17 protein-coding genes are annotated in these 20,945 nt (G+C 43.8%); 12 read left to right on the top strand and 5 right to left on the bottom strand.

Annotated features, from left to right (window positions below; all coding sequences use genetic code 11):
- Nucleotides 1-21 precede the first annotated feature (21 nt).
- From NST12_RS15490 to NST12_RS15470, 5 genes are all read left to right on the top strand, one after another.
- Nucleotides 22-846 (top strand): flagellar hook-basal body protein, encoded by an 825-nt coding sequence (locus tag NST12_RS15490; RefSeq protein WP_341101952.1) that lies wholly within the window; start codon nucleotides 22-24, stop codon nucleotides 844-846.
- Between the two features lie 10 nt (nucleotides 847-856).
- Complete coding sequence (locus NST12_RS15485) at nucleotides 857-1,075, top strand: DNA-directed RNA polymerase subunit beta (protein WP_003353317.1); 219 nt, start codon at nucleotides 857-859, stop codon at nucleotides 1,073-1,075.
- A 5-nt stretch (nucleotides 1,076-1,080) separates the two neighbouring features.
- Nucleotides 1,081-1,521, top strand: coding sequence for a 3-hydroxyacyl-ACP dehydratase FabZ (fabZ, locus tag NST12_RS15480; protein ID WP_003353316.1), 441 nt, complete (start codon nucleotides 1,081-1,083; stop codon nucleotides 1,519-1,521).
- Between the two features lie 354 nt (nucleotides 1,522-1,875).
- A complete protein-coding gene (locus NST12_RS15475; RefSeq protein ID WP_048624222.1) occupies nucleotides 1,876-2,259 on the top strand; it encodes a hypothetical protein in 384 nt (127 codons plus the stop codon).
- Nucleotides 2,260-2,554: 295 nt separating this feature from the next.
- Nucleotides 2,555-2,956: a hypothetical protein gene (locus NST12_RS15470; protein WP_048624221.1), complete on the top strand. Its 402-nt coding sequence runs from the start codon at nucleotides 2,555-2,557 to the stop codon at nucleotides 2,954-2,956.
- Between the two features lie 827 nt (nucleotides 2,957-3,783).
- On the opposite strand, the gene NST12_RS15465 is transcribed toward NST12_RS15470, so the two are convergent.
- Nucleotides 3,784-4,218: a YwpF family protein gene (locus NST12_RS15465; protein ID WP_048624220.1), complete on the bottom strand. Its 435-nt coding sequence runs from the start codon at nucleotides 4,216-4,218 to the stop codon at nucleotides 3,784-3,786.
- 272 nt (nucleotides 4,219-4,490) lie between these two features.
- Between NST12_RS15465 and NST12_RS15460 the strand changes: the two genes are divergently transcribed.
- Together NST12_RS15460 and NST12_RS15455 are read left to right on the top strand one after the other, a co-directional pair.
- Entirely contained in the window at nucleotides 4,491-4,847 is a 357-nt protein-coding gene (locus tag NST12_RS15460; protein WP_048624218.1) for a single-stranded DNA-binding protein, read from the top strand.
- Nucleotides 4,844-5,068 (top strand): hypothetical protein, encoded by a 225-nt coding sequence (locus NST12_RS15455; RefSeq protein WP_048624217.1) that lies wholly within the window; start codon nucleotides 4,844-4,846, stop codon nucleotides 5,066-5,068. Before NST12_RS15460 ends, NST12_RS15455 begins: the two co-directional genes overlap by 4 nt.
- 206 nt (nucleotides 5,069-5,274) lie before the next feature.
- Here NST12_RS15455 and NST12_RS15450 read toward each other — a convergent pair whose 3' ends face one another.
- The 3 genes from NST12_RS15450 to NST12_RS15440 all read right to left on the bottom strand — a co-directional run bounded on the left by NST12_RS15450 (nucleotide 5,275) and on the right by NST12_RS15440 (nucleotide 11,368).
- The gene (locus NST12_RS15450) at nucleotides 5,275-8,085 is read right to left on the bottom strand and encodes a DEAD/DEAH box helicase (protein ID WP_341101949.1); all 2,811 of its coding nucleotides are present in this window, start codon (nucleotides 8,083-8,085) and stop codon (nucleotides 5,275-5,277) included.
- Nucleotides 8,078-9,694 carry a hypothetical protein gene (locus NST12_RS15445; RefSeq protein WP_341101946.1) on the bottom strand — a complete coding sequence of 539 codons (1,617 nt, stop codon included), beginning with the start codon at nucleotides 9,692-9,694 and terminating at the stop codon, nucleotides 8,078-8,080. The genes NST12_RS15450 and NST12_RS15445 overlap by 8 nt, the downstream gene beginning before the upstream one ends.
- A gap of 93 nt (nucleotides 9,695-9,787) precedes the next feature.
- The gene (locus NST12_RS15440; RefSeq protein WP_341101944.1) at nucleotides 9,788-11,368 is read right to left on the bottom strand and encodes an alkaline phosphatase; all 1,581 of its coding nucleotides are present in this window, start codon (nucleotides 11,366-11,368) and stop codon (nucleotides 9,788-9,790) included.
- Between the two features lie 180 nt (nucleotides 11,369-11,548).
- Here NST12_RS15440 and NST12_RS15435 point away from each other — a divergent pair, with 180 nt between their 5' ends.
- Nucleotides 11,549-12,988, top strand: a complete 1,440-nt coding sequence (locus NST12_RS15435; RefSeq protein ID WP_341030333.1) for an N-acetylmuramoyl-L-alanine amidase — start codon at nucleotides 11,549-11,551, stop codon at nucleotides 12,986-12,988.
- Nucleotides 12,989-13,083: 95 nt separating this feature from the next.
- Here NST12_RS15435 and NST12_RS15430 read toward each other — a convergent pair whose 3' ends face one another.
- Nucleotides 13,084-14,778, bottom strand: coding sequence for a DUF4855 domain-containing protein (locus NST12_RS15430; RefSeq protein ID WP_341101941.1), 1,695 nt, complete (start codon nucleotides 14,776-14,778; stop codon nucleotides 13,084-13,086).
- 328 nt (nucleotides 14,779-15,106) lie between these two features.
- On the opposite strand from NST12_RS15430, the gene NST12_RS15425 reads away from it, so the two are divergent.
- From NST12_RS15425 to NST12_RS15410, 4 genes are all read left to right on the top strand, one after another.
- Nucleotides 15,107-17,029 carry a S8 family peptidase gene (locus NST12_RS15425; protein ID WP_048624212.1) on the top strand — a complete coding sequence of 641 codons (1,923 nt, stop codon included), beginning with the start codon at nucleotides 15,107-15,109 and terminating at the stop codon, nucleotides 17,027-17,029.
- Nucleotides 17,030-17,264: 235 nt separating this feature from the next.
- Nucleotides 17,265-18,257 carry a C40 family peptidase gene (locus NST12_RS15420; RefSeq protein ID WP_048624211.1) on the top strand — a complete coding sequence of 331 codons (993 nt, stop codon included), beginning with the start codon at nucleotides 17,265-17,267 and terminating at the stop codon, nucleotides 18,255-18,257.
- A 275-nt stretch (nucleotides 18,258-18,532) separates the two neighbouring features.
- Complete coding sequence (locus tag NST12_RS15415; RefSeq protein WP_048624210.1) at nucleotides 18,533-20,563, top strand: S-layer homology domain-containing protein; 2,031 nt, start codon at nucleotides 18,533-18,535, stop codon at nucleotides 20,561-20,563.
- A 211-nt stretch (nucleotides 20,564-20,774) separates the two neighbouring features.
- On the top strand, nucleotides 20,775-20,903 hold the full coding sequence (locus tag NST12_RS15410; RefSeq protein WP_255287973.1) for a hypothetical protein: 129 nt from the start codon (nucleotides 20,775-20,777) through the stop codon (nucleotides 20,901-20,903).
- Nucleotides 20,904-20,945 lie beyond the last annotated feature (42 nt).

Genomic DNA, 20,945 nt, shown 5'->3' with positions numbered 1-20,945 from the left:
GCCTGAAGAGGAGGAGCAGCAGTGAACCGCATAATGATCAATGCTACTAATACATTGGGCCAATTGCAAAAACAGCTGGACGTCATTAGCAACAATTTAGCGAACGCTGACACGAATGGCTTTAAAAGCCGTGAAGCCACTTTTTCCGACCTGCTAGTCCAACAGTTTCAGAATCAGCTTCACCCAAACAGAGAGATGGGAAGAATGACACCGGAAGGGATTCGATTGGGAACGGGAGCCAAATTGGCCCAAACCAAAATGAATACGAAATTGGGACCTATTCAAACAACGGGACGTTCCTTGGACTTGGCATTGACAAATGAAAATCAATACTTTAAAGTTTTGGTTCAGGAAAATGGACGGGAAGAGATTCGTTTTACGCGAAATGGTGCTTTTTATCTTTCCCCTGTGAACGGCAATCAAGTCATGCTTGTCACAGCCGAAGGATATCCTGTGTTAGATGAACAAAATCGGCCTGTTCAATTGAACCGGCAAGCGGGTCAAAACATAACAGTGGATAAAACGGGAAGGCTTTCGGTCGGAGGAGGACAAGCAGTGAATTTGGGAATCGTGTCCATTGAAAGGCCTCAATATTTAGAACAAAAAGGAAATAACTTGCTTGGTCTTCCTGCTGACAGCACAGTAGCCATTGGGGAAGTCGCACGCGATTTAACGGGGGCTCTTCGCAGTGAAATCAGCGTTCAACAAGGAGCGCTTGAGAAGTCCAATGTCGATATTTCCAAAGAAATGACGGATATGATCAACGTCCAGCGTTCTTATCAATTTCAATCCCGGTCGGTTACTCTTGGCGATCAAATGATGGGGCTTGTGAATAGTCTTCGCTAAAGGTGATCTTATGACAGAACAGCAGAGAAAAGTTAGAAAGAAAAAGAAATTAACGCCCCTGGGACGATTTATAGTGAATCTTTTCTTAGTCGCATTCACAGCGTTTGTCGGGGCGGTCATCGGCTATAGCGTCATTGGACATGGGAAGCCGATGGATGTTTTAAAGCCATCGATGTGGATGAATTTATTTTCGACGATAAAGGACTTGTTATTGTCTAAGGAGGCATAAGGTGCATGTTGGATTTGCAACAGATCAAAGACATTATCCCGCACCGCTATCCGTTTTTGCTGATTGATCGGATCGAAGAATTGGAAGACGGCAAAAGAGCGGTGGGAATTAAAAACGTAACGGGCAATGAAGAATTTTTTAACGGCCATTTTCCCGATTACCCTGTCATGCCGGGAGTACTTATTGTAGAGGCGCTGGCTCAAGTAGGAGCAGTGGCGGTTTTGAATAAGGAAGAAAACCGGGGAAAGCTCGCTTTTTTTGCCGGAATCGACAAATGCCGTTTTAAAAAGCAAGTAAAACCTGGAGATCAGCTTCGCCTTGAAGTGGAACTTGTGCGGGTTAGAGGAAGCATCGGCAAAGGCCAAGCGACGGCTACAGTGAACGGGGAAATCGTTTGTGAAGCGGAAATTACGTTTGCACTAGGGGATCGTTCGCAATCGAAATAAAGCCATCCCGATCATGCTTAGCCGCTTGGATCAAGTTTTGGCTGAAACGGTTTAACAGGCTTCGTTTTTGGGAGTCTTTCATATAGTCGACTGAATGGGTCGCCATATGAAAGATTTTCAAATAACGGAGTCTTTTTTTATGAAATTTTTTCGGGCGAAAGGAAAAAATAAGCGGAAGCATTGTAAAAAAGATGGTTTTCGCGCTTGGTTTACACATTTTCTGATGCCGACAGGTCGGCTTTTGCAATCTTTTTTTCAAATCGGAATAGATTTCATGAAACTGGCGCATGATAACAACCGACCAGTAATATCCGGTCTACCAATGGATGGAATAATGAAAGGAGAAGGATAGAAATGAGTAAGTTTTTGCAATTAATGGGAGGCTCGCTGTTAGCTATTTTGCTTTTAGCCGGCTGTAACACCAATCAAAATCCTCCGCCGCCTGCCAACGACAACGACAACGGTGTAATAGACGATAACCGCCGCGATCTTAATGACAACAATCGCCGCAATAACAATAATGACCGTAATGATTTAAACAGAAATAACAACAATGATGGGCCTGATCTCAACCCTAATGACAATAACAACAACGGTATTTTAAACAACAATAACCGAAGAACCAATGATAAGAACACCAATAATGATTGGGACATGACGAAAGACAGAAATACTCCGGGAGAAGAGCCAATCGAAGATAAACGTGATGTAAGAGATAAAGACAATAAAGATGAATGATGGCGAAAAAGGGAACATCAACGGTTGAATTCTTTCGTTGAGCCCCTCTTTTACAGGAGGTGCTTGGTGCATCCGACGAAAAGATGGAGGAGTGCCGGCTGCTGAAAAGAGGCGCTAGGAATGAATCGGAAGCCTCCATTCCAATGGAGGTTGCCAACCGCAAGGATTCACAAACTCACCGTTCTAAACGGTGGGTTTGTTGCATTTTAATGAAAAAAAGAAAAACTTTGTCAACAACTTCCTAATTATGATAAAGTAGATACGATATATGTATTATGTAGGAGGTACTTATTCCATGTTGCAAAGTTTACCGCACGGCGTAAAAATAAGTATCACTCGCTCAATTGCGACTGCGTTTGAACAATATATGGCTAAGATTCAATGGGAGGATCATCGTTTTTCTTTTGAAGAGTTTATGCAAGAATGGAAAGAATATATTCAATCCAATTCGTCTTGGTATCATAAAGTGAGCAATGAAATTAAAAGCAGCCCTGAATTTCACGAAGAAATAGCGTCCAAAATGAATGAAATCATCGAAAAAATCATCTCGGAAGAACCGACTCCTGAGCAAATTGAAACGGTGGATGCCCTGCAAAAACAATTGGGAACCGACTACGATTATTCCTGTAAAATGGAGGCAAAGTTTTACATAGATTTTCTTTCGAAACAGTTGAAAGAAAACGCCGCCTATAAATAAAGCAGGAGAAAGAACCGGTTTTCAGCTGGTTCACTCCCGCTTTTGACAGTCAAGAAAAATCAAAAGTCAAAAAACGGAAAAAGCGAGCCGAAAAGCCATAAAAACGAAAACCCGATCATTTGAAGTCGTGACCGGGTTTTTTTATGTGCGCCCGGCATGTACATGAACTATAGGGTGTAAGTCCCGAACCCCGAAGACAGAAGTAGAGGTTAGCCAAGAGCAAGGGTGTCCGTGGTGACGCGGAATCTGAAGGAAGCTGGAGGCAAAACACCGGTCCGAGGAACACGAACCTCATATAAGGCTAGGTATGATTGAGTGAGTTTGCATAACAAAACAAAGCTCTTTCTGTCGAAGGTCATATCGAGTAAATGAGGCGGATAGATGGTGTGAAAGTGCATGTACTTACCCGGGGAGGTCTGGCGGATATGTGAAGTACTCTTCATAACCTACTTAGTGATAAGTAGCTGAACCGTCAGAAGTCAGCAGAGGTCATAGTATTAGTTGGTCTAGAACAACTAAGAAGGACCGAACAATTAAGAGAGAATAGCCCTTGGTATTCAGTGAGTCATGATGAACACAGAAAACGTAGTACCTCACTTGAGGGAGGAAGCGGTGAATCCCGTGGGAGACCTCTTGGAGGGTGGAGTGACCACTGGCATAAAGAGAACAGCTATTCACGGAAGTTATAAAGACTTGCGTCAATTATCTTAATTGAACCGCCGTATACGGAACCGTACGTACGGTGGTGTGAGAGGACGGGAGTTAATCGCTCCCTCCTACTCGATTTACGGATTGAAATATTTCAGACGGACAGCGATGGGGGGATATTAACGAATCTTGGCAACGGGATGGCCGGGTCTTTTTTTTAAGTTGACGGAAAATTCTCGAACAAGCTGTTCACCGCTCAATCCCATTTGGACCAAATCCGTAAGAAGACGTTCGGCAAATTCGTTTTGTCTGTTGGTTAAACGTCCTTGCAATAAGACGCTTACGTTGGATTCCATTTTTTTGATGCAATGGATATGTCCGAAAAAATAAGCCGGGCTGTTTTCAGGGCGGGATATGATGACTTGAATTTCCAAGTCTTTATCTCTTTGTTGAACGTCACGGAAATAATCGTAATAGGATAGATCCGTAAAAAGCTCAATCAGCCACGTCCGCTTTTCATCTTCTTTATTAATAATTAATCCATCAATGAAATCAATGTCTTTAGCGTCTTGATCCTCGATAAATTGAAGACTGACTAATTTAAAGGTTTTCATTTAGAAGACGGCCTCCATTGATTCGCTTTTCTTCCATTATAACATAGCCGAATTGACAGCACCTAGAAAGCGTGGGGAGATAAAAATGGAAAGAAAAGCAAAAAAGGTTGATTGCCTCCGAAGTTGTCGAAAATATTCGCTTTTTTCCTTGACAATAACAGCGAAAACAAAAGATCGTGTCGAAAAAGCGGAAAGTAGCGATTTTACGAATGCGTCTTTTCCCGATAAGATGAAAATGCCTCCCGAAAAAAGAAGAAGGAGTTGATAAATCATTGATCAATCAAGTGACGTTAGTCGGGAGACTGACAAAAGATCCGGAGCTGCGTTACACGACGGAAGGGAAAATGTTTCTTCCCGTCATATTGGCGGTTCAGCGTCCTTATCGCGGCCAAGAAGGAGGGGGAAAAGCAGATTTTGTTCTGTGTACATTTTGGAACAAGATTGCGGAAAATACGGCCAAATATTGTAGCAAAGGATCTTTGATCGGGGTGCTGGGCAGTATTCAGACAAGAAATTATGAAAATAAAGAAGGAAAGAAGGTGCATATCACGGAAGTCGTGGCCAAATCGGTGCAGTTTTTAAGTTCAAAGCCCCAAGAAGAAACGTTTCCATTAATGGAGCTTGAATGAAAAGAGGTGAATGTTTTCTGGATCCAAACGTTTATGCCAAAATGGAAAAAATGGAACGGTTGATGGAAAAAGTGGTTTACTTGCTTGGAAATTGTCATTCCTCCATACACCTTCTCGAACAGCGCATCCGCCGGCTGGAATCCAGTCAATCGCTTTCCGATCCAATCGTTTTTCTGTCTCGTAAGAATGAAAGCAAAATGGAAAGAAGTTTAAAAAAATAAACTACTTTCAGTTCTTCCTTTTTTAAAAACGGGTTTCATGCCCGCATTGCCCTCTTATTATCCTCAAAATGGCCTTTCTGACTTTCCTCTAGAGATAAAAGATATTGAAACCTTCCATCTTTCCCTCAAATAAAAAGAGCCGGCGGGAGTACCGGCTCTGATTTTGTTTGGTTCAAATAAAAAACAAGAAATAGTGAAAAAAGGGTTTATCCTTGCGGTTCCAATTTGAGCAGTTGTTCCAGCTCTTGGTTGGAGAGCTCCGTGATCCATTGGTCGCTTTGGATGATTTTCTCGTTCAGTTCTTGTTTTTCTTCAATCATTTTATCAATTTTTTCTTCCAACGTACCAGTGGCAATCAATTTATGAACATGGACAAAGCGGTGTTGGCCAATGCGATACGCACGATCGGTTGCCTGGTTTTCAACAGCCGGGTTCCACCAGCGGTCATAGTGGATGACGTGGTTGGCGGCCGTTAAATTCAATCCGGTTCCGCCGGCTTTCAAGGATAAGATAAATACCGGAAATTCTCCGTCCTGAAACTGGCTGACAAGGCGATCACGCTGCAGCTTCGGCATGCTCCCGTTCAGAAACGGTGCTTTGATTTGAAATCGGCTCTCGATTTCCTGCTGAATCATCTCTCCCATCGTGATATATTGGGTGAAAATCAAACAAGCTTCCTTTTGTTCCAAAATTTCTTGAACCAACTCCAGCAGTTTGGCCAACTTGTGCGAACGTTCAGCAGCGCGACTCGGACGGGTTTCTTTTAAATATAAGGCCGGATGGTCGCAAAGTTGTTTCAGCTTATTTAACATTTGCAAGACAACCCCTCGGCGTTCAAAAGCGGACAATTGTTCAATCCGGTTTAACGTTTCTTGCACGTATTCTTCATATAAAGCGGCTTGTTCCGCTGTCAAAGGACAATATTGCTTTTGTTCCAGCTTATCCGGCAAATTCAATTCCACTTCCGGGTCTTTCTTGGTCCGACGCAGCAAAAACGGGCGAATTCTTGCCTGCAGGAGGCGGATTTTTTTCTCTGAACGCTCTTTTTCAATCGGGATGATATAATTCTTTTGAAATTTTTGGTAGCTTCCTAAGTAGCCATGGTTCGTAAAATCAAAAATCGACCATAGTTCCGATAAGCGGTTTTCCATCGGTGTACCGGTTAAGGCGATATGATGATTTCCCGTTAATTTTCGGATGGCCCGAGACTGCTTTGTATGGGCGTTTTTAATGTTTTGGGCTTCATCGAGCGCGATGGTGCTCCAATGAACGGCTGAAAGGGTCTCAAAGTCCAAATGGGACAGACCGTAAGAAGTGAGTACGACATCTTTATTTTGAATACATTCGGCAAAGTCTTCGCCTTGTAGCCGGTTCTGGCCGTAATGGAGAAGAACCCGCAAGTCGGGAGAGAAGTGCTCAAGCTCTTTTTGCCAGTTTCCAAGTACAGATGTCGGACAAATGATCAAAGCCGGCATGTCCGGCTTTTCTTTTTCTTTCACATGCAATAAATAAGCGATCAGCTGAATCGTTTTTCCAAGCCCCATATCGTCGGCAAGAATGGCGCCAAAACGAAACGACCGCAAAAACAAGAGCCAGCTCATTCCTATTTGCTGGTAGGGACGCAGAGTTCCTTTCAAGGAAGCCGGAGCCTGCTGCAAAGGAATTTGTTCGATATGCTGAAGCTTGTCGATCATTTGCTGCAATGAACGGTTTAATTGAATTTGGACCGAAGCGAGTTCGTACAAGTTTGACGGTTCTTCTTGATTTTCTTCTGAATCACCGGTGAACTCTTGGGTCAAAACGTCCTGCATTCTGATCCCTTTTTTCTTCGCTTCTTCCATTAACTGTTGGATTTTTTGAATCATTTTCGGATCAAGCGGCACCCACTGGCCGTTCACCTTGACAAGCCGGCGTTTTTCCGACACTAATTTTTGAAATTCTTCTTCTGCCAGTTCTTCTCCATTCAGAGAAATCCGCCAGTCGAAATCAAGGATCGTATTTAATCCGACAAATGTCCGCTGATAATGTGATTGAGAGCGGACTCGGGCAGAAAGGGAAAAGGACGCTTGGCGTATCGATTCCCACCATGAAGGAAGAAGAATGGCAATACCCAGGGCAATCAGTTTTTCGCTCGTTTCGGTCAGAAAAGTCCAAGCTTCTTCTTCGGTCAACGCTGTTTTCATTTTTCCGTTTTCCTGCAGTTCAGGCAATAAACGCAGCCAGCGCGTTTGTTCTGCAAGCACAGCAGGAAGATGCACTTTCCAAGTAGGAGGAATTCTGCCATTTAAGCTGTAAATTTTTTCTGGATTTTTTTTGTTTTGCAGAACCGTTTCTAATAGCCATGAATCTTGATCGTTTTCAGGTTCTGACAGACGCAAGCCTATAGAGAACGGAACAGGATCTTCCACGAAACCAGCCCATTGGCGAAAGTGGCCGTCTGCCCAATAAGATTGGAGATCGTCGGCTGACAATTTCCCGTTTTGAAGATAATCGGCGATCTCATGAAGCTTTTGAAAAACAGGAGAATGGGACAAAAAATCGTGTACGCATCTTTGAAACAGGTCGATGGTCATTTTTCTGGCTGATATTCCTTTCCATACGTCCTGCTCCCAAAAATCAGGATTGAACTCCTCCCAGACGGCGGCCGGAGGTTCCCAGTAAATGTCTGTTTCATGAAAAACGGGCGAAAATTCGCCATTCACCACCGCTTCATAAAGAACGGGCGCCACGGACAATCCATATTGAGTGAGCGGGTCAAAATGCCATTGGATAAACGAATGAAAACGGTCGTTTTTTAACAGACTAATCCATTGCCAAGCGGAAAGCATAAACCCTTTCATACCATCCGCTTCCTTTACTTCCAGTTCCGTGCCGAAAAAGCTTTCTTGATGCCAAAGGAACAGCTGTTTTCCTAAGGAATAGTCAACTGCTTTTCCGCTGTCAGAAGTAAGAAAAACAAAGAAACGATCATCTTCAAATGGCATCGTATGAACAGTCAACGTTTTTAATTTAAGCATCGATCAGTTTACCCTTTCTGCATTCTTCGTGAAAAGCGCGAAGACGTTTCGTTTTTTCTTGCAAACCGGCCCAGTATCGTTCCCAGTCTTGCTCACGTTTCAATTTTTTATAGAGGCGTCGAAGCTTCTTTAAATATTTAACCGCTCGTTGGTAGCTGGAACGATTTTTGCGCTCGATCAGCTTGGAAATGCCCCAATGGTAAAGGGGGAGAGCACATTCGGGAGAAGCTTTTTCGAGTTTCTTTAATCCCATTTGCTCAAGCTCTTCCAATTCCGCTCCCATCAATAGCTGCAATTCCGTCCATTTTTGATAATGTTCGGTGATGATATAAAATTCATGAAGCACGGAATAACTGTAGGGAAAAAGCTGAAAAAGCACATCTTCCAATAGATGCGGCCGATTTTCCGCCAGCCAAGGGGCATCAATGAATCGCAAAAAATCTTCGACAAATGTGCGTTTATGATAAGGACTTGTGAGGCTGTCTAAATAGGCGGGCAGCTTCTCTTTCACAAGTTCGAGCAAAAAGCAAGCTTTTTGATAAGGCGGTTCGGAAAAAAAGTAACCCAACCATACTAACGAAGCATCGACAATCGATTCGTCAAGACGTTGAAAAAGAGCGGAAAACTCCTCCTTTTTATTCAAAAAGAGAAGTTGATGCAATAAGGCGGTGGCCTTCCCGTATGAAATGGGACTCTCGCTTTCCAGACGATTCCATTCTTGTTTTCGCCAGTCTTCTTTTTTCAAAAGAACGGTCCAAAGACGCATGTACAGAAACATACAAGTATTTGAAAACAACCGGCCATCGCGGTCGACGAGTCTTAAGAGATCGTCTTTTAAATAAAGAAGATAGCGGTCAAAAGCAAAGGGAATGGCATGAACAGAAAGCTCTCTGGCCGCATGTTCGCATTCTTTGGCAAAAAAGTAGACAGTGGAGGAACAGGCCCGGTCAATCAAATTCCAATCTTCCCCCAATGTTCTGCATAATTCCACCACTTTTTGAAAGAGAAAGTAGCTGCAAAATAATTGGTAGAGCGGCTTCCATTCTCTTTCAAACGGACCTTGTGTCATCAATTGTCGATAGAGGCTTTGGGCTTTCATATCCAATAAGTAGGGATTCTTTTTTACCGGAGACCAATCCGTTTGTAAAAAGGCGCGATCGACCATTTTTCCCCACTCTTCAGGGCCGTCATTGGCCGCCCGTTTTTTTAGCAGATCGCTGGCATAATATACTCCCGGAATATCAAGAGGCGGTTGTTTCTTTGACGGAACGCTTGTGAGCGTGCGCCATTGTTCCATCCAATCTTGGAGATTTCCCGTTTGGCTGTATAATGCAAAAAAAACGGCCATTTGATGAGAACAGGTTTTTTGGCGGCAAGAACAAAAGCTGAGTGACGGAAAGGTTAAATCGAGGTTGACCTCCCATCGGCCGTTATCATGGACAAAAGCATGAATGATCTGGTTTTCTATATGAAAGCTATCCACGTTTTCGTGGCGGAATAGCCGCAATCCTTCCTCGATAGCGGAAGAGTTTAGATCAGCGGGGTGCTGCAATAATTCTTCGGAATAATACAATATGGCGTCTCGCCATTCCAAAGCGTTTTGTGGCATTTTTTCATCTCCCCCATAAGATGTCTGGGAAATATCTTATCCTTTAATTATAACAGGGATCGATGAGAAAAAAAACGCTCCATCCAAGGAGCGTTAACGATTCGGAAGTCCAATATAAAAATGTGTTCCGTTAAAGAGGTTGACGGCGGAAAGCGTTTCTTCTTTGCCGTCGACAAAACGGATATTTTTATTGACAGGGTAGCGGATCGTTTGCCCGCCCTTTTGCACCACTAATTCCGGATTTCCCTCTTTTTTTCGATAAATGGTTGTCTTAAATCCCCGCTTTTTATAAAACTGAATCCCATCTTGATAGGACGATTGGAGTTTCAGACCGAGTGTTTGGCAAACGGATTTCGGCAAATCTGTATTTTCGACAAGTCCGGTCGGTTTGCCGGGGCCGTAAGCGAATAAAAAGACATCTTCGCCGGTATGACCGGTGGTTGTAAAACCGATTTTTGCGCGTTTAGAAAGCAAAGCGGCCATTTCTTTTTCCGGATGTTTCGATTTTTTGACGAGATTGTATTCTTTATGGCTTAAAGAATCTAATCCATACGATTTCAGCACTTCTTTCAAGTTGGAGCGGTCTTTTCGCAATCGGGAAACGGCTCCGGTTACCGTTAAATGGGCTTTTTTAAGCGGCTCAATAAAATGTTCTTTCGGTTCACTCGCATAGGAAAGATTGGTGGAGCGGTTTCCCATCGTTAACCCGCTGTTGCCGTGGTCCGCAACCGCAATGACCAATGTTTGCTGATCTTTTTTGGCAAATTGGAGCGCCTTTTGAACGGCCTCGTCAAAACTTAGCACTTCGCTGATCATTCCTACCGGATCGTTTTTATGGGCGGCCCAATCGACTTTGCTTCCCTCCACCAGCAAAAAAAAGCCTTTGTCGTTTTTGGACAGAGTTTGAATGGCTTTTTCGGTCATTTCGGCAAGAGAAGGCTGGTTCGGATTCAGCTTTTTTCGGTCGAGCTCATAAGCGATATCTTCCCGGGCAAAACTTCCCCAAATTTTTTCTCCGCTGCTTTGAAGAAGTTCTTTTCTTGTAGTCACGTATTCATAGCCTTTCTTTTGAATGACGGAAATCAAGTTTTCGCCGTCAGGACGGGATTTGATTTTGTCATCCCGTTTTAGCCACGCTTTTCCTCCTCCCAATACAACTTCCATCCCTTGATAAACTTGCTGTTCCGCAATGTCGTCGAATTGATTGCGATGGTTCACATGCGCAGAAAAAGCAGCCGGTGTGGCATGTTGTACAGGGGAAGTTGACACGATTCCGGTCGAAAGCCCTTTTTTTTCCGCGGCTTCCAAAATATTAGGAACGGGATAAGCGGTGTAAGGCTTTCCTTCTTCAGGAAAAATCGGAATCATTCCTATATGATCCACCAACGTTTTTCTGCCGGTGGCCAGAGCGGTTCCGGCGGCGGCCGAATCGGTAATGGCAGACCGCAGCGAATAGGTTCGTACTCCTCCGGTCATCATTTCATCAAGGGCAAGTGCTGAACCTTTATACCAACGCGACAAGGCGAGGACATCGGAATTGGTGCCGTCCATGATCATAAAAATGACGTTTTTGGCTTTTGGGCGAGAATCGTAAGCCGCAGTCGGCGAACTTCCATTGGCCAATAGCAGCAAGAGCACAAAAAACGCTGATAAGTGTCGAAAAATGTTTGTCATATTCCAAATCACCTCATAATTATGCTTTGAAAAAAAAATGAAAATATGCGGATAATCGCGAAATGTTCCATTAATTAGTTGAAAAATCATAAATTAGCAGAAAAATAGTCAGTGAGAATGGTTTAGACTTGTCAACGAATATGTTAAAATGTAGAAAACTGTGGAAAGGAGGGAATATTAGTGAAAAAGGCCCATTTTCTACTGGCAATTGCCTTTTTGCTTTTCATCCCTTTATTTGGCGTGAAGCAGGCAGCGGCCGCTACATATTTTACAGATGTGGGAACGACCCACAGAGCCGCTGAAGAAATTAATTATTTAGCCGAAAAAGGGATTGTGACAGGAACAGCCGACCATCGTTTTCTGCCTGAAAAGACAGTGACTCGCGCAGAGGCTGCCGCCATGATCGGACGGGCTTTAAAACTAAATGGTACACAGCGTTCGACTTCGTTCCGCGATGTACCGGCAAGCTCATTTGCATCGGGGTATATTCAATCGGCTGTGGAAAAAGGATATTTGTCCGGTTACAGCGATGGCACGTTCCATCCTGAGAAGACGTTGAAGCGCGGCGAAATGGCGCTTATGATCAATAAAGCGTTCCATTTCTCCAGCGAAACGACGACGGGAGGAGCAGCCGAAACATTAATAAAGCTCGGCATAGCCCAAGGAAAAGGAGACGGCACGTTCGGTCTCGATGACCCTATCATCCGTGCGGATTTCGCTGTTTTTTTAGCAAGAGCGATGAATCCTGATTTTCGGGTAGATCCGTCCAATACAAATACGGCCCGATTCACCCAACCGTTCTATGTCAATGTGGCGAGCAACGATAAGTTGAATGTCCGCAAAGGACCGTCGACAAATTATGCGGTCATCGGCACGTTGACCCGCGGTACGAAAGTGTATGCGGCAAATAAAGTGAACGGCTGGTATTACATAAAATCCGGCAGCTTGATCGGATATGTCAATGGTGCTTATCTTCAATCCACACCGCCGTCCTCTACCGGACAGTACGACCGCCGTCTGAGTAGCCAAGTGATTATTATCGATCCGGGACACGGCGGAACGGATCCGGGGGCAATCGGCTATGGATTGAAAGAAAAAGATGTTGTTTTGGATACGGGATTAAGGCTGAAAAATATTTTGGCCAAAAGTCCGTTCCAAGTAAAAATGACGAGAAGCACGGATACCTTTATTAGTTTGCAAGGCCGCGTTAATTTCGCGATCAGGAATAAAGGAAATGTATTTTTGAGCATCCACGCCAATGCCGGAGGCGGAACGGGTTCGGAAACCTATTATTGGAGAGGTTCCGGAAAAAACCCGTATAAGGCTGACAGCCAATTGTTAGCGACGAAAATAGAAAACCGTCTCCACAGCGCAATGGGTATACCGGACCGTGGCGTTAACAAAAGTAACCCCAATGGAGATTTGCATGTATTAAGAGAAAATAACATGCCTGCCATGCTGGCAGAGCTAGGGTTTATCGATAACCCGTCTGATAACGCGAAGCTGGCTTCAAGCGTTTGGCGTCAAAAGGCAGCCAATGCTATTTATCTAGGCTTGCTCGATTATTACAAAGCCAAAGGATACAATGTTTCGAGCTTGTATAGCCTTGTGAATCAATAGATAGCTAGAAAGAGGAGAGCGCGATCACCGCTCCTCTTAATCTATAAATAAAATAGGGTTCAGACATTTCGTCTGAACCCTGTTTTAGTATGTAGCTATTTATTTTTTAAAAAATGATAGAGCTCTGTGTACATTGCTTGATAACGCGGGTCGGTATAGGTGGCCAAACGGTTTACCATGGAGGCGCCTTGATAGATGATCAAGCTTTGAGATCTTGCCCCGTATAGATCGGCAAAGTGCAAATATTGGCGAAACTTTTCCAATCCAATGTCTACCGTCGCGTATCCGTGATTTTCAATTTCTAAATTCACACCGCTGTTTCTCGTTTGCGCTTCAATCAAACTGTTATGTAATTTGGCTTTTGTTTCTTCTTCGCTCAAATTCGTAAAATGAGCGTTGCTTTGCAAATAAGCCCCATCAAATCCGTATGATTGCCAGTATTCAAAATTAGTGGACTGCGCATGCGGCGAATAGATGAATTTTCCTTTCTGTTGGTGAATATAATCGCTGACCATGAGAAGAAGCTGTTCATCATCCGGGTTCGTGACCGTTTCGTTTAACCAATAAAAGCCTTTTAAGATTAACCCGTTGTGTTGGGTGTTTTCCCATTGGTCATACACTTGATCGATGTACCATTTAACGAGTTGGAACCGTTCGTCCAATGTGTTGGGGTGCGTTTGACCGTTTAGATCGACAATCGGATCTTTCCGCTGTGGATAAGGAATGGCGATAAAAATGTTCACATGATCAACGACCGGAATCTCTTTCATGCTTTGGTCGATGATGGAAATCGTTCCGTTTTCGCCGAACAATTTATTCAAATACCACAGCCATTCGTTATAACCCGCTTCATTTCGGCTGGACTCGGTAAATTCGCCTCCCGGATATTCTCTTCCTGCCAGAATAAGAGAATCGAACATGGAATCTACATATTGTCCATTTTCTTTGTAGGCCAAATACGGCTTGAAAAATTCTTTATTTTGAAGGCTATTGTATAAAGGATTTTTCTCAATCTCGTATCCGTTGTACAGTAAAACGCCGTTTTTCACGCCTGATTTCTCCGGTGACAAAAATTCATTGGAAAAGGTTTGATATTGGTTGCTGACAGGTCGGATGACGGCATTGTCGTAAGGCTCTGCAAATAGAATGGCTTCTTGCTTGGAACGAAAGGTCGTTTTTTTCTTTCCGTCAATCAACACTTCATATTCGCGGGGATTGAACAGCGTTCGAGCGATAAAAGCGGCAAATTGAGCACGATTGACTGCACCTTTCGGCTGAAAGGAATGGTCAGTATAACCGGTCGTGATGTCATTAGCGGCCAAAGCATCAATGTAGCGATAATAAGGGCTGGTTTGAGGAACATCGGTGAATGCGCTCATTTGGTCCCCTTTTAACCGAAAGCCAATGGCGAGAGCTTTAGCCATATCTTCTCTTGTCAGGGGTTCATCAGGTTGAAACAGACCGTCTTTCAGGCTAAATAAACCTGCTGATACCGCGGCCTCTATCTCCTGGTAGCCATAGGTGTTTTCGGTCACATCTTTGATCGCGATCGTTTGATCGGAGGATAAAGAAAGGGTGCGGACTAGCATAATGGCAGCCTGTTTTCTTGTAATAACGGCTCCTGGTTTAAATCTTCCATCGGAATATCCCGAAATGATCTGTTTTCCGCTCAACTGCTCAATCGAATGGTAGGCCCAATATGTAATAGGCACATCTGTATAAGCAGCGAAAGAATGGGACGGAAACAGGCAAGCAAGCGCCATAGCGACGGGGGCTATTTTTTTGTACACAAATAGGATTCTCCTTTCTTTTTGCGACTTTTGAAATGAGCCCTTTCTATCAGATTACCAAACTCGACTAGCAAATTTAAGGATTTTATTGAAATTTTTTAGCGAAAAGGGAATTTTTTCATATATACTTTTTTCATATGTTCTTCTTTTTCATGAACTGATAGACTAATGAACAAAGGACAAAACCGATGACAGGGCAAACCGTGGCTGTTGATTTTTGGCTGAAACAAGAACATATCGGCGAATGGGGGAAAAAAATATTCATTTAACAGCTGGAAACATTCCAGTATAATAAAGAAAAAGTTTAAGAGAAAGGGTAGGCTGCTGGATGAAAAACACGAAATGGCTATTTTTTTTCTTATTTTTGCTGGTCATTTTGCCTTTCAAAGCTTATGGTGCGGAATCGGATGAATATATGATTCTCTTTCGCCACCATATAGATGATGGAATTTTGAAAAAATACGATATTCATGCACAGAAAAAGTATGAGACCATTCCTACTGTTTTAGCCGAACTGGATAAGAGCCAAGTCGACAAATTGCGCAATGAACCGGAGATCGCCAAAGTTCAAGCCAATAAGACATATAAGGTTCAGAGCCAAATAGAAACGTGGGGCTATAAAAAAATTTACGAGGACAGCCAATATCGATCTCCTTTTACGGGAAAAGGGGTGAAAGTGGCTGTGATTGATACGGGTATAGCGACGAACCATCCTGATTTGAAGGTGAAAGGGGGAACATGCGTCATCCGCTCCGATTGCGGCAAAGGATATAACGACGACAACGGCCACGGAACCCATGTAGCGGGAATCATCGGTGCTTTAGACAACGGCGTCGGTATTGTTGGAGTCGCACCGGATGCGGATCTTTACGCGGTCAAAGCTTTTGACGAATTTGGAGAAGGGTCGACCAGTTCGATTACGGCAGGGGTGGATTGGGCCATTCAGCATCATATGGACATTATCAATTTAAGCGTGACGACCGTATCCGACGACCCGGTGTTAAAGAGTGCTTTGGATAAAGCGTATAACGCCGGTATTCTGATTACGGCGGCAGCCGGAAATGACGGGGATTCGGTCGGATCGAAAAATACCATTCTATATCCCGCCAAATACAGCAGTGTCATTGCAGTCGGCAGCGTCGATAGCCGCTTGCAGCGTTTGCCTTTCTCGGCGACGGGGCCGGAGCTTGAAATTGTCGCTCCCGGACAGTATGTGTTCAGCACCTTTCCGATCAATCTGGATACAACCGACGGCAAAAAGGACGGTTATACGGCCTTGTCAGGAACATCGATGGCTACCCCATTTGTCACAGGGGTGCTGGCGGAGCTGAAACAGCAGTATAAAGACAAATCGGCAGCGGAAATCCGCAAAATACTCGATCAAAACGCCAAAGATTTGGGGACAGCCGGAAAGGATTCGCTTTACGGCTACGGATTGGTGCAAATTAAAACGTTCCAACCTACGCTGTCATCCGATATGGCCGTCAAGGCAGTAAAGGCCGACAACGGCCTCGTGGAGTTCCAGATCGATAAGCCCGATTCCATTCAAAAAGTCTACGTGAAAAGAAGAGGAGGAATGGAGGGCGACATTACAAAACAAATAACCGGCAGCATTTGGGATGATTATGTGCCGGCCGGAACTTATTATTATTTCTTTACATTGACGGACTCCCAAGGCCGCGAGTACCAGACACAAGTGAAAGTGACGATGAGCAAACCGCAGATCGAAGATGTCTCTGCCTACGACTGGTTCAGTGAAAAAATGCTTTATCTCTATCATCGCTCCATTTTAAAGGGCGATCACAGCGGCCAATATCTATGGCCGACGAAGAACATTTCAAGAGGCGAGGCAGTGGCGCTTGTCGGCCGGGCGCTTGGATTGGACGGAACGAAAAGAAATACGGCTTTTAAAGACGTTCCGAAAGATTATTATGCTTCAGGATATATTCAGAGTGCTTTAGAGCAAGGAATCATTAAAGGCTACCGCAACGGCACTTTTCATCCAACGGAACCTGTAACAAGGGCCGAAATGGCGGTTTTGATCAGCCATGCCTATCGTCTGACGGATAACGGAACCAATCATTTTCAAGATGTTACAACAGGCATGACAGGTTACAAAGAGATCAATGCTCTGGCGGATGCCGGCATTACCAGCGGCTATTCTAACCATACTTTTGCACCGTATAAACCGATTTCCAGAGCTGAGTTTTCCGTCTTTTTGGCCAAAGCGGAAAACCCGCTTTTCCGATAATCCATACTTTTCATAAATAGAAGGCTGGAAAGCCCGCCTCTTTTCGAGTGTTTTCGAAGAGGGCGGGCTTTTTGTTTGCAAAAAAAGAGAGACTTTGATGATTTTTGCTAATTTAACAGAAATCATGCTGGAAAATGGCTAAATTTGTTACATAAATGTAATATTGCAGCAAAAAAACTGTTTTATTATTCTGATAGACTATTATTTGGAAAAATAAGAATAATGAGGAGTGACCATGAAAACAGGAGGGAAACTGATCAAAATAGTCTTTTTTGCTTTTGTTTTATTGCTTGCATTTCCGTTTAAGCAAGCATTTGCCGCTTCTTTTACAGGATATCAAGTAGTAGATTATGCAAAAAATTTTTTAGGAGTACGATATGTCTACGGGGGAACGACTCCTAACGGCTTCGATTGCTCAGGATATACATCGTATGTATATAAACATTTTGGCATTTCGCTTCCACGTACATCGGGAGGCCAATTTTCGACCGGAAAAAGCGTATCTAAATCTTCTTTGCTGCCGGGAGACTTAGTGTTTTTCAAAAATACATATCAATCAGGCATTTCCCATGTCGGAATCTATGTCGGCGATAACAAGTTCATTAACGCGGCATCATCCGGCGTGGAAATAGACTCTCTCAGCAATTCTTATTGGAGCAGCAAATATGCGGGGGCCAAGCGGGTGCTGTCTCAGCCGGTAGGAACCCTTTTCAAAGATCTTGGCGATACCCATCCGGCGTTGGTTGCCATTAAAGAATTGAACAGTGAAGGGATTATCAAAGGATATTCCAATGGACTTTACCATCCAGACGATGAAGTTACACGCGGACAAGCAGCTGCTATCATCAATCGAGCGTTTCATTTAGCGGCGCCGTCATCCGCAAGTTTTAAAGATGTATCTTCTTCTAATCCGTTTGCAAAAGATATTGCCGCCATTGAAAAGGCCGGCATTATTAACGGTTACAGCGACGGTACTTTCAGACCTTATGATCCGATGACAAGAGCGCAGATGGCTGTGATTGTGACAAAAGCCTTTAAAAAGAATGTGGCATCCGTGTCATCATCCAAACCTGCTTATCAGGATGTTCCATCCAGCTATTGGGCTTTTGCCGAAATTAACACCATCCACAATATTGACAAAACAACGGTCTATCAAACAAGCAAATACCGCGCCGGCGACGAAACGACCAGAGCAGATTTTGCAGCGGCGATTTACAATGCCAAATAAAGAAATAGACAACAATCGAGGCCATAAAGAATGGTTTCGATTTCTTTTTACCCATTTATCGGTGAGGGGTCGTCGGTCGGGAAGTTCGTCCTCTTTGATGAGAGGGAAACGTACGGACAGGATCGCTTTCGATCTTGACCTGCTTGCTGCGTGAAAGCAGATTTCGGGCGAATCTGAAATCATGGAAAAGCTTCTATATAAAGGCACCAGCTGTGATGAATTATATTTCGCACAGTTTTACATATAAAAAGATTACTAGTGTAGGAGGAAACTAGATGAAAATGCGAAGACGCATGCTGCTTATGATGATGTTTCTCCTTGTTTTTTCGGCTGCGGTCCCGCCTCAGCCGTCCAGAGCGGCGAGCGATGACATTTCGGGGATTACGCTGGAAAAGGAAATGAGAGATTTAATTGCCAGAGGGATCATTTCCGGTTATGGAAACGGCAGCTACAAGCCGGGTAAAAAGGTGACAAGAGGAGAATTTGCCAAGTTTATTTCGAGTGCGTTAAAGCTCGATATGACCAATACGTCCAATGTCTTTAAAGACGTATCTCCTAATTCGGCATTGGCGCCGGGCATTAACGCGGCTGCCAAAGTGAACATTATCAAAGGCAGAACAGACGGAACCTTTCATCCGGACGATACCATTACGCGGAAAGAAATGGCGGTCATGATTAAAAGAGCCATTCAATATTTGAATGTCCCTTTAGAAACGGGAAGCACGAAATTCACGGACATTTCCAATTTGCAGGATGAATTCAAAACAGCGATTGCCGAAATAGCTCAAGCCAATATAATCCACGGCTATCAAATAAATGGCAAATGGGTATTTCAACCTGATAAAGAAGCTACAAGAGCGGAAGCGGCAGCTTTTATCAGCCGGATGCTTTCCTATGTAGAAAATTATAATGAATCCGGTCCGGGAGGAAATGAGCCGGCTCCTGTCAAAAATCCTTATGAAACGGCTGTCGTCTCCAATCATGAAGTCAAGCCGACCGGAAAGTCGTACAAGACTTTTGACGAAGCGAAAGACGCCATGAATGCCGGTCAATTGGACGCTGTCACCTATAACGGCCGAGTCGTGTATATGAAAAGCGGGATTGTTGTACCTGACAGATCCACGTTGCAGAAATTAATTTATTTATACTCCGATGCATCTTTAAAAACTCAATATACTTATGTGACTACAGATCCTTTATATTCTACTGAAATGAAATATCTAACATCTACAGAGAACTATGTAAAAGTAGAAGTGGGCGGCAAGCAGTTATACGCCTCCCCGCAAGACGTTCTTTTGGAGCCGGACGGCGCTGCGCCGGGGCAAAACTACTATCAAGCCAAAAACGGAGAGCTGGTCCATTATTTGTACGTCGACACAGGGAATAGCAGCTACTACACATCTTATACAGTCGGAAAAGCGCCTAGCTTTTTAAAGGAAGGGCAGCCTTATTACAGCTGGGACGGCTATACGTTTTATGATGCCAATCATCGAAAAGTCGGAACAGCCTGCCAATATTTTCAATTTTTATCGGCGAGAACTCCGACAAGCTATACCGCTGCACAGCTGGATCAAGCGATTATGAACAAATTGGCGGATCTGGAAAAACTGTATCAACAAAATCCAACCCCTCAAAATGCCATCTATAAAGATGCAACGAAAAGAAGCAAGCTGATCGGCCTCGGCAGCCATTTGAAAAAAGTAGAATCCGAGAAACATATTAATGCGTTGTTAATTCTAGGATTGGCATTTAATGAAAGTCAGTATGGATTAAGCGACATAGCCCAACAAAAAAATAATTTATTCGGCTATGGTGCCGTCGACAGCAATCCGAATCAGGCCAATCCTTTTCCATCTCCGGCAGCCAGTGTGGATGCATTGGCGAAAAAATTCAATGACAGCTATCTTTCTTTCGGAGATTTTCGAGCAAACGGTGCTGTTCCGGGCAACAAGGGAACGGGCTTTAATGTCAAATATGCTTCCGATATGTTCTGGGGCGAAAAACTGGCCCGCCATATGTATAGCATCGATAAAATGCTCGGCGGCAAGGATTTCGGTAGATATTCAATCGGTTTGACGGATGGCTATGATCCAAATGATGGATTAAATGTCCGATCCCAACCGAAAGTTTCTTCCAGCACGCTGTTATTTGAATACAATAAACTGGGAATGCCGGTGACAATTATCGGAACATCCGGCTCTTGGTATAAAATCTATTCCGATGTATTAAAATTTGCCGATCAATATAAAGACGGCGTCTATGTTTCCGGCGCTTACGTCGATATTTTGCCGATTGCCGGTAAATAATGCCTCATCTTGAAGCTGACCCGACATTGAAGGGTCAGCTTTTTTGTGCGCTTTTAGTGAGTGCGGACGGAAAGCTTGGAGTCAGCGGCTCTGCAATAAATTTACGCTTCGGGTAGCGGAGAGAAATGAGATCTACAGGCATATTCATATTCTTTTTAGAATATGTCGACTATAATAAAGGCTAGTAATGGAAAACAAGGGGGGATTAAGGATGTCGCTTTATGAAAAAGGAACATTGCGTCATCTTGCCAAATTAAATGAATGGACGCCGGAACAGGCGCAAGCATTTGATCAATTTAACGTCTTTCCGAAAGAAGTCTCCCATCCTCTAGGAATGTGAAGGTGCGAATAGCACCAATGAGTAGGTGGGAGATGAATTTCG

Source organism: Bacillus sp. FSL W8-1127, from assembly GCF_038006725.1.
GTDB classification, from domain to species: Bacteria; Bacillota; Bacilli; order Bacillales; family DSM-4216; genus Bacillus_O; species Bacillus_O smithii.
The sequence above is the reverse complement of the archived record's forward strand: the minus strand, read 5'-3'. Positions and strand labels throughout refer to the sequence as shown.

Coding starts and splice junctions, on each gene's coding strand:
- NST12_RS15410 (WP_255287973.1), top strand. CDS start 20,775: ATGTCGCTTTATGAAAAAGGAACATTGCGTCATCTTGCCAAATTAAAT.
- NST12_RS15445 (WP_341101946.1), bottom strand. CDS start 9,694: ATGCCACAAAACGCTTTGGAATGGCGAGACGCCATATTGTATTATTCC.
- NST12_RS15415 (WP_048624210.1), top strand. CDS start 18,533: ATGAAAATGCGAAGACGCATGCTGCTTATGATGATGTTTCTCCTTGTT.
- NST12_RS15450 (WP_341101949.1), bottom strand. CDS start 8,085: ATGCTTAAATTAAAAACGTTGACTGTTCATACGATGCCATTTGAAGAT.
- NST12_RS15420 (WP_048624211.1), top strand. CDS start 17,265: ATGAAAACAGGAGGGAAACTGATCAAAATAGTCTTTTTTGCTTTTGTT.
- NST12_RS15455 (WP_048624217.1), top strand. CDS start 4,844: ATGAAAAGAGGTGAATGTTTTCTGGATCCAAACGTTTATGCCAAAATG.
- NST12_RS15470 (WP_048624221.1), top strand. CDS start 2,555: ATGTTGCAAAGTTTACCGCACGGCGTAAAAATAAGTATCACTCGCTCA.
- NST12_RS15475 (WP_048624222.1), top strand. CDS start 1,876: ATGAGTAAGTTTTTGCAATTAATGGGAGGCTCGCTGTTAGCTATTTTG.
- NST12_RS15440 (WP_341101944.1), bottom strand. CDS start 11,368: ATGACAAACATTTTTCGACACTTATCAGCGTTTTTTGTGCTCTTGCTG.
- NST12_RS15485 (WP_003353317.1), top strand. CDS start 857: ATGACAGAACAGCAGAGAAAAGTTAGAAAGAAAAAGAAATTAACGCCC.
- NST12_RS15425 (WP_048624212.1), top strand. CDS start 15,107: ATGAAAAACACGAAATGGCTATTTTTTTTCTTATTTTTGCTGGTCATT.
- NST12_RS15465 (WP_048624220.1), bottom strand. CDS start 4,218: ATGAAAACCTTTAAATTAGTCAGTCTTCAATTTATCGAGGATCAAGAC.
- fabZ (WP_003353316.1), top strand. CDS start 1,081: ATGTTGGATTTGCAACAGATCAAAGACATTATCCCGCACCGCTATCCG.